Here is an 8,264-nt window from a genome sequence, read left to right on the forward strand (position 1 = left end):
AAGGATAATTGGGCGAGACTGTGGCGCCGGGATGGTGTTGAAAGAGCAGAGCCCCATTCAGGGGGCGAGGCATCTTTCTGAGGGGGGACGGAGCAAGGCTAATCCCAAGGGTCCGTGAGCGAACGAGAAAGAGAGGTGGACGATGGAAGACGGACGAATGACGCGGCGGGATTTTCTTCAGACGAGCGCCTCGGCGGCAGCGGCGGGGGGGCTGGCCATGGGGATTGGGGCCCTCGGCCCGAAGGCGGCCCAGGCGGCCGGCGAAAGCGACGTCACCAAGACGCGCAATTACAACCCCGAGATGGAATACCGTCGGCTGGGGAAAACCGGTCTCTGGATCTCGGCGGTGTGCATGGGCGGCCACTGGAAGCGGATCGACAAGGCGCTCCCGCCCGGCAGCGGCGGCAACGCCATATTCGGCGCCAACCTGGAGAACGCCGATTTTCAGAAGAACCGCTACGACCTCGTCACCCGCTGCATGGAGGTCGGCATCAACGGGATCGACGCCTGCACTTGCGACGAGGTCAAGGCGTATGCCAAGGCCATCCAGGGCCGCCGCGACAAGATGTACCTGGGGTGCTCCTGGTACGAGAGGGAACTGCGAAATGGCGAGTGCCGGACCGAGAAGGCGCTCCTGAAAACCCTCGAGTGGGGCATGAAGGAAGCGGGCCTCGAGTACGTGGACCTGTGGCGGATCACGATGCACGAGGGAAGCGGCCAACACACCGAGGCCGAGGTCCAGGAGATGATGAAGGCTCTGGAGACGGCGAAGAAGCAGGGCAAGGTGCGGTTCACGGGCTTTTCGTCGCACGATCGCAAGCACATCAAGTGGATGATCGAGACCTTCCCCACGGTGGTGGACGCGGTCGTCACGCCGTACACGGCCGACAGCAAGGTCCTGCCCCAGGACAGCCTATTTGACGCGGTGAAGAAGGGGAAGGTGGGCATGTTCGGCATCAAGCCGTTCGGGGGCACCTCGCTGTTCAAGGGCGACAGTTCGCTGGCCAGTCCGGAGGCGGAGGCGGACGACCGGCGGGCGCGGCTGGCGATCCGGTACATCCTGGAGAACCCGGCAATCACGGCGCCGATCCCCGGCCTGATCAATGCCCATCAGGTGGATAACATGGCCCTGGCCGTCAAGGAGCACCGGCAGGAACTCTCGGCCCCGGAGAAGGCCGAGTTGAAGGCGGCCGGGCGGGAAATGTGGGCGAGACTTCCCGAAAATTACCAGTGGCTCCGGGACTGGGAGTACGTGTAACGGGCGGCGGCGTGAACGGGCCTTGGGGTTGAGCGGCGATTTGGAAGGGAATCCGCGCGGCGTCCCGTCGGGACGTCGCGTTGGAATGGGCCCCGGGCCAGCGGCGCCGGTGGCCGGTTCGCCGCAACCATCCGGGAAAAGGAAGGGTGATGAGACATGCATTCTGGCTGTTGCCGCTGGGACTGGCGGTGGTCGCCGTCGCCACTTGTGTGCCCCCCGCGGCCGTCCGGACGCAGCCGGTCGACAACTTCTATTGTCCCGTGTGCCGCCTGAACTACCCTAGTATGCCCCCCGCGGCCGTCCAGACGCCCCCGGCCGACAACTTCTATTGTCTCGTGTGCCACGTGAACTACAAGCCGGAGAAACTGGCGGTGCGTCATGCCTGGGCCGGCGTCGGATGCATGAAGTGTCACGGCGATTCGCAGGACCACAGCGGCGACGAGGACAACGTCACGCCGCCCGACATCATGTACCCGCGCGAAACGATTGACAAGGCGTGCATGGAGTGCCATCCGGGGAACGAGTTGGCCCAGAAGGAGATCCACCAGGAAGGGATGCAGGCGGGAAAAATATGCACGGATTGCCACGGGAGGCACCGGCTGGCGCATCGGACCCGGCGGTGGGACAAGGCGACGGGCGACCTGATTGAGTTGAACGGCGCCCCCGTCCCGATCGCCGGAGGAACCGGGAGAGGGGTGAAGCCGCAGAAAGGAGCCGCAATATGCGAACGTTCGCCCTCGTTGCCATTCTGATGGCCGCCGTGACGGCGGTCGGCTGGTTGGCCTCGGCCCGATCCGCCACGACGGCGGCTGAAAAGGCGGCCTCGAAGGCTGTGGCCGATCCTTACGTGGTCTACGACGGTTATGAGGGTCCGGGGAAGGGGAAGCACATCGTCCTGGTGGCGGGGGATGACGAGTACCGGTCGGAGGAACTGATCCCGCAGTTGGCGAAGATCCTGGCCGTCCGCCATGGGTTCCGGTGCACGGTGCTTTGGGCGATCAACAAACAATCCGGCGAGATCGACCCCATGACGCTCGACAACATCCCCGGCCTGGAAGCCCTGGCGACCGCGGACCTGATGGTCCTGTTCCTCCGCTTTCGCGACTTGCCGGACGAACAGATGAAATATATCGACGACTACACCAACTCCGGCAGGCCGATCCTGGGGCTGCGAACCTCCACGCACGCGTTCAACATCGCGAAGCCGAAGGACACCCCCTATGCGAAGTGGAGTTTCCGCGCCGGCGGCGAAACGGCGGGGGGTTACGGCCGCCAGGTGCTGGGCGAAACCTGGGTGAACCACTACGGGAGCCACCAGAGAGAAAGCACGCGCGGCCTCGTCGCGGAGGGCATGGAAGGCCACCCAATCGTCAAAGGCTGTGAAGATATCTGGGGACCTTCTGATGTCTACGCGATCACCACGCTCTCCGGAGACAGCCAACCGCTGATTATGGGCCAGGTGCTCGAAGGCATGAACCCGAACGACAAGCCGAACCCGAATAAGAAACTCGTGCCCGTGGCGTGGATCAAGACGTACACCGGCACGCAGGGAAAGGCCTCGAAGGTCTTCACCACCACGATGGGCCACGGGGGGGACCTGAAGAGCGAGGGATTCCGCCGGCTCCTGGTGAACGCCTGTTACTGGTGCATGGGCATGGAAGGCCGGATCGCCGCCAGGAGCAAAGCCGACCTCGTTGGCGAGTACGAACCCGGCAACATCGGCATGGGCGGCCACAAGAAGGGCCTGAAGCCCGGGGATTTCAAGATCCGGTAACCCGGCTGGGACTTTTCTGCGCGGCCGCGGGACCGCCCGAAGCCCTGAACTCCGCGAAACGCCGATGCAGGCTTAGCGTTTTGCCGACCCGACCCTCGGCGCGTCAGGATTCGTGTCCGGGCCGAAGTACCGCAAGGTCACAAGCGGCTCACAGGGACTGGTGTTCTCGAAGACGATGCCTGCCCGGGCGGCGTCGTGCGTCACGAACACTTCGTCCTCGGTCATCTGGCCGTACCGGATCATCCCAGGGCAGTCCAGCGTCACCTTGCCGATGCGGCCTTGGCCCTGCATCACGATCAGCCCGTAGGCGCCGTTGTCCTTGATCGTCGCCTTCGCGCCCGGCTCGATCGAGAGTTCCTTCGCGCTGAAGAGGTCCGGCGCTCCCTTGCGGACGTAGCAGACCCACCGGTCCATGCATCCCTTGCCGGAGGCGCCCGCCACCGGAACCGGAACCAGGTGGTGGTTCTGGCCGAAGTGCGGGTCGCAGTTCTCCTCGAAGTCCAGCATGTCCACGAGGTAGTCCAGGTCGCGGTGTTTTTCCGGCGGGACGTTCACGACCAGCAGGTCCCACGGCACGGGTCGGCCTTCGACGAGCGACTGGTACATCGCGAAGACGTCGCTTCCCCATTGCGGCTCGTACGTCACGAGCGACCCCGGGGCGTGGAGCACGCACGTCGGGATGTACCACCCCGTTCCGGGTTCCAGGCGGTACGCCCGCGACAGGTCCAGGATGCCGTTGTCGCCCTCGTTCCACCGCTCCAGGCACCGGCGGACGTCGGCCTTCGTGACGCCCGGCTCCAGACCGAAATACGTGTGGGGGAAGTTATTGCCGATGGCATTCAGTTGCGGCGGGAAGTAGTAGGATTCGGGCTTGCCCTGCAAGCCCACGCGGGCGGCCTGCTCCCCGCTCAGGTGCATGTGGTGCGGAATGGGGCCCATGTTGTCGAAGAATTTGCTGTAAACCGGCCAGCGGCGGTACTTGTCCCACATCGCCCGGCCGATCCACTGCGGTCCCCGCGCCTCGACACCGTCGCGCATCAGGAATCGATCCTTCTCGATGACGACGTAACTGAGTCCTTCGTCGGGCGGCGCCCCGGGATTGGCCGCCGGCGTCGTCGAGGCAAACCACCGCTCGTCGATGCCGCCGCGGTCCATCCCCAGCGCATAGATGTCCTGGGGGGCGAGTTTCAGCCTGCGCCCGGGCGTCAGAAACGCCCGCGGAACCCACGTCGGCGCCAGACGCAAGACGCCCTCGCCCGCATCCAGGGCCCGATCCGCCAATTTCTCGACGTTGCGCTGTGCCATGGCTCTTCTCCCTTAACCTGGACCACCCTATTCGGACCGATGCACCATCCTTTTACCAGAACGGCGGCAGCGGAGGCAAGCAATTCCCGGCCCTTTTCGCGGAGGCGGGAGGGGTGTGCCAGGATTTTCTGGCACGGTCCGCAGAGGACTCGCAGGGGATGCACAAGGGAATAGTTGGGTGGCACTGGCGGCTTGCCCGCCAGTGCTTCCCCCTAGCCGCATGCGCACGGCCGGGCCCCACCGGGGTCCAAAGGCAAACAGGGACAAGACCGGCCGTGCCACACGAGTCATCTGTTGCGCCTTCGGCAGGTGCCAGAAAATCCTGGCGCACCCGGAGGCGGATGCACCCACGATAACGCTTGACGGATAGGCCCGTGCGGCCTAGGATGAGATGTACGGAACCCCGGGTGCCATCGGCCGGACTGAACGCGAATGCGCAAGAAGCGGCCCAGGATGCTTGTCACGGCGAGGTCAGGAGAAAACCAATGTGCAGGAACCTGCTTTGCTTGTCGTCCGCCGTTCTGCTGGTGGGTCTCGTCGGCGCCGCCGTGGGGCTGACGGGAGCGGATGGCGCTGGGCCCGACAAGGCGCCGCCGGGAGGGCTTGACGCGGATCCCCATCTCGCCGCGTGGTGGAAATTCGACGACGCCTCCGGAACGACCGCCGCAGATTCGTCGACGCACGGCCGTGCCGGCACGCTCCAGGGCGGCCTGTCGTTCGACAAGGATTCGGTCCCGGGCCGGATCGGCAAGGCGCTGAGCCTCGATGGCAAGGGGTCCGTGGAGGTCACCGGCTACAAAGGCGTCACCGGCACGGCGCCCCGGACCGTGGCCGCCTGGGTGAAGACGAAGGCCCCCAAGGGCGAGATCGCGGCCTGGGGGCTCGCGGAGTTCGGCAGGATGTGGACGTTCGGCTTCGTCCGCGGGCGCATAGGCGTAACGCCCAAGGGCGGGTATTTCTATATGAACCCATCTACCAGCGACGATGCGTGGCACCACGTGGCTGTAGTGATGGCGGAGGCCAAGGCGCCGAATCTCCACGACCACGTCAGGCTCTACCTGGACGGTGAACCGGCTCCCATCCACGACATCGGCCTGCTGGACCTCTGGCCGATCGAAACGGGCAGCGATCTGAACGTCCGGATAGGCGGTGGCTTCGTCGGTCTCGTCGACGACGTGCGCATTTACGACCGTGCCCTGTCGGACGACGAGGTCAAGGCCCTGTTTGCCCCGAGCAAGTCCAAGTAACGGGGACGGATAGGCGTTTTGGGAACGAAGGCGGTCAGGACCAGTCCGGAGACTCCAGAGGAGCCGGACGATTACGAAAGGGCGTGAGCGATGGATAAGAAACGAGTGACGCGACGGGATTTTATGGGCGACAGTGTGAAAATGGCCGTGGGCGTGGCGGCGTGTCTGGGCGCCGCGGGCGGGCCAAGCGTCCGGGCCGCCGGCGCCGCGGCGGTCGATACGTCCAAGATTCTCAACTACAATCCGAACATGGAGTACCGCCGGCAGGGCAAGACCAACCTGATGGTCTCGGCCGTCTGCCTGGGCGGGCACTCGGGCAGCAACGAGCAGCAGCGCCTCGAAATCGTCAGCCGCTCCATCGACGTGGGCATCAATTACATCGACGCCTGCACCGCCGGCGAGGTGCGCCGCGACTCCAAGGCCCTCAAGGGCCGACGCGACAAGATGTACCTGGCCCTGTCGCATTGCGGCAACGAGATGCGCAACGAGAACTTCCGCACCGCCGAGAAACTGCTGGGAGTGCTCGATGGACTGTTGAAGGATTCGAATCAGGAATACACCGACCTGTGGCGCATCACCTGCTTCGAACCGGGCGGCCGGCATACCGAGGCCGAGGGCGAGCAGATGGTGAAGGCCCTCGAGACGGCCAAGAAGCAGGGCAAGGCCCGCTTCGTCGGATTCTCCACCCACGACCGCCGATGGATCCAGTTCATGATCGAGAAGTTCCCGCAGATCGATGCCGTGTGTTTCCCGTTCACCACCATGACGAAGACCGCCCCGACGGACAGCCTCTTCGCGGCGCTCAAGAAGTGCGACGTGGGCGCCTTCGGCATCAAACCGTTCGGGGCCGGCTCGCTGTTCGAGGGCGCCGCCGAAGAACGCGACCGCCGCGCACGCCTCGCCATCCGCTACATCCTTCAAACCAAGACGGTCATCCCGATCCCCGGCATGAACAGCGTCGCCCAGGTCGATAACGTGGCCAAGGCCGTGATGGAACGCCGCGAACTCGACCTGAAAGAGCAGGCCGAACTCCAGGGCGCCTCCAGACAGATGTTTGCCAATCTCCCCCCGAACTACCAGTGGCTCCGGGACTGGGAGTACGTGTGAGATATCTTGTCTTGATGCTGGCCTTGGGAGCGGCGGCCGTCGCGATGGCGGCCTGTGAACGGCAGGGGACCGACCGCCGACCCGGCGGCTCTCGGTCCGCCGGCGGCGGCAGCGACGAACCCTTGCTCCTGCTGGATGCCGGCGGAGAGGAGTCGAGCCCGCCGACCGGACCCGTGGCCGACAACAGCCGATGCTTCGTCTGCCACTTGAATTACGTCGAGGAATCCCTTGCCGTCGTCCACACCAAGGCGAACATCGGCTGCGCCGACTGCCACGGCCCCTCGGACGCCCACATCGCCGACGAATCCTGGGCCTCCGGCGGAAACGGCACGGCGCCCGACATCATGTACCCCCGGCCGAAAATCAATCCGTTCTGCCTGAGCTGTCACCCCAAGGACAAGATCGATGCGGTGCAGCACAAGCCGTTCTTTGCCGGCGCCGCCGAGGAGAAATACTGTACCGATTGCCACGGCACCCATCGCCTGGCCGAGCGCAAGTGCCGATGGAAGTAGTCCCTGTTATCGTTGGACCCCTTTGGGGTCCCTGTTGTCGTTGGACCCCGTTGGGGTCCCTGTTATCGTTGGACCCCGTTGGGGCCACGGGCCGTCCGAAGACCGGAAGCACGAGGCAGAGCAGGGTCGCAGAGTAGCAAGGGTCATGCGCGCCGGTGTTCTTACGCCCCTGCAAACCGCAAACCCCTCGAAAAAAACCCTCCGTTTGATGAACGATAACGCTTGCCGGATAGGCCCGTGCGGCTTAGGATAAGATGTGCGGAACCTTGGGCCGCCATGAGGGGTTCACACCTGAAACGGGAAAGCGAAAAGGAGATTGCCATGGTGCGACTGAGCGGAGGCGTCCGGGCTCTGGTGGGCCTGGCTGTCGTGCTTGTTCTCATGGGGTCGTACGGGGCGCCGGCCGAGGAAAAAGCGCCGCCGGGTCAGACCGAGGGGTTCGTGAGCCTCTTTAACGGCAAGGACACCACCGGCTGGACGGCGACGGGCGGCGGCGAGTGGCTCGTGCGCGACGGATGCCTGGTCGGCACGCAGACCGACGGCAAGGGCGGCGACCTGACGCATGAAAAAGAATGGGACAACTTCGAACTCCGCGCCGCCTACCGCATGAAGTGGCCGGCCAACAGCGGCATCTGGTTCCGCTTCGACAAAGGCAACGGCTACCAGTTCGACATCCTGAAGTGGAAGAATCCGGTCGGCTACAGCGGCACCCTCTACTGCCCCGGCAAGATGTTCATCACGACGAACCTGAACGAGTCGATCGAAAACCGCGACGGATGGAACGAGGTCCGCATCTGGGCCGTCGGCGATCACATCATCCTGTGGCTGAACGGGAAACGCGTCGGCGAATGCCGCGACAAGACCCACGCGAAGGGCAAGATCGGCATCCAGGTGCACGGCGGAAACGAGTTCAAGGGGATGGAGATCGTGCTCCGGAAGATCGAGGTCCGCCCGCTGAAGGCCGACGAACCCCCGCCGCCCATGACCGACGCGGAAAAGCCGCCCCAGCCGGCCAAGTGACGGTTGTCGCGCGTTCGACGGCGTCGGCCCGGGTTCGGCGC

General features: G+C 64.8%; 8 protein-coding genes. 7 read left to right on the forward strand and 1 reads right to left on the reverse strand.

Annotation, left to right across the window (positions count from 1 at the left end; translation table 11 throughout):
• Positions 1–142: 142 nt before the first annotated feature.
• The 3 genes from NTX40_02425 (at position 143) to NTX40_02435 (ending at position 3,032) form a co-directional block, all read left to right on the forward strand.
• Positions 143–1,258 carry an aldo/keto reductase gene (locus NTX40_02425; protein ID MCX5647943.1) on the forward strand — a complete coding sequence of 372 codons (1,116 nt, stop codon included), beginning with the start codon at positions 143–145 and terminating at the stop codon, positions 1,256–1,258.
• 149 nt (positions 1,259–1,407) lie between these two features.
• The gene (locus tag NTX40_02430) at positions 1,408–2,010 is read left to right on the forward strand and encodes a cytochrome c3 family protein (protein MCX5647944.1); all 603 of its coding nucleotides are present in this window, start codon (positions 1,408–1,410) and stop codon (positions 2,008–2,010) included.
• Positions 1,980–3,032, forward strand: a complete 1,053-nt coding sequence (locus tag NTX40_02435; GenBank protein MCX5647945.1) for a ThuA domain-containing protein — start codon at positions 1,980–1,982, stop codon at positions 3,030–3,032. Before NTX40_02430 ends, NTX40_02435 begins: the two co-directional genes overlap by 31 nt.
• A gap of 72 nt (positions 3,033–3,104) precedes the next feature.
• Here the strand turns inward: NTX40_02435 and NTX40_02440 are convergent, their stop codons facing one another.
• Positions 3,105–4,337, reverse strand: a complete 1,233-nt coding sequence (locus NTX40_02440) for a hypothetical protein (protein ID MCX5647946.1) — start codon at positions 4,335–4,337, stop codon at positions 3,105–3,107.
• Positions 4,338–4,822: 485 nt separating this feature from the next.
• Here NTX40_02440 and NTX40_02445 point away from each other — a divergent pair, with 485 nt between their 5' ends.
• The 4 genes from NTX40_02445 (at position 4,823) to NTX40_02460 (ending at position 8,223) form a co-directional block, all read left to right on the forward strand.
• Positions 4,823–5,584, forward strand: a complete 762-nt coding sequence (locus NTX40_02445) for a LamG domain-containing protein (GenBank protein ID MCX5647947.1) — start codon at positions 4,823–4,825, stop codon at positions 5,582–5,584.
• 90 nt (positions 5,585–5,674) lie between these two features.
• Complete coding sequence (locus NTX40_02450; protein ID MCX5647948.1) at positions 5,675–6,691, forward strand: aldo/keto reductase; 1,017 nt, start codon at positions 5,675–5,677, stop codon at positions 6,689–6,691.
• Positions 6,688–7,203, forward strand: a complete 516-nt coding sequence (locus tag NTX40_02455; protein MCX5647949.1) for a cytochrome c3 family protein — start codon at positions 6,688–6,690, stop codon at positions 7,201–7,203. Before NTX40_02450 ends, NTX40_02455 begins: the two co-directional genes overlap by 4 nt.
• A 321-nt stretch (positions 7,204–7,524) precedes the next feature.
• On the forward strand, positions 7,525–8,223 hold the full coding sequence (locus NTX40_02460) for a DUF1080 domain-containing protein (GenBank protein MCX5647950.1): 699 nt from the start codon (positions 7,525–7,527) through the stop codon (positions 8,221–8,223).
• Positions 8,224–8,264: the final 41 nt, after the last annotated feature.

The organism is Planctomycetota bacterium (genome assembly GCA_026387035.1).
Lineage (GTDB): Bacteria > Planctomycetota > Phycisphaerae > FEN-1346 > FEN-1346 > JAPLMM01.

What these genes read in the sequence shown, in the direction of transcription:
- NTX40_02425 (MCX5647943.1), top strand. Translation starts at nt 143, where the DNA reads ATGGAAGACGGACGAATGACGCGGCGGGATTTTCTTCAGACGAGCGCC.
- NTX40_02430 (MCX5647944.1), top strand. Translation starts at nt 1,408, where the DNA reads ATGAGACATGCATTCTGGCTGTTGCCGCTGGGACTGGCGGTGGTCGCC.
- NTX40_02435 (MCX5647945.1), top strand. Translation starts at nt 1,980, where the DNA reads ATGCGAACGTTCGCCCTCGTTGCCATTCTGATGGCCGCCGTGACGGCG.
- NTX40_02440 (MCX5647946.1), bottom strand. Translation starts at nt 4,337, where the DNA reads ATGGCACAGCGCAACGTCGAGAAATTGGCGGATCGGGCCCTGGATGCG.
- NTX40_02445 (MCX5647947.1), top strand. Translation starts at nt 4,823, where the DNA reads ATGTGCAGGAACCTGCTTTGCTTGTCGTCCGCCGTTCTGCTGGTGGGT.
- NTX40_02450 (MCX5647948.1), top strand. Translation starts at nt 5,675, where the DNA reads ATGGATAAGAAACGAGTGACGCGACGGGATTTTATGGGCGACAGTGTG.
- NTX40_02460 (MCX5647950.1), top strand. Translation starts at nt 7,525, where the DNA reads ATGGTGCGACTGAGCGGAGGCGTCCGGGCTCTGGTGGGCCTGGCTGTC.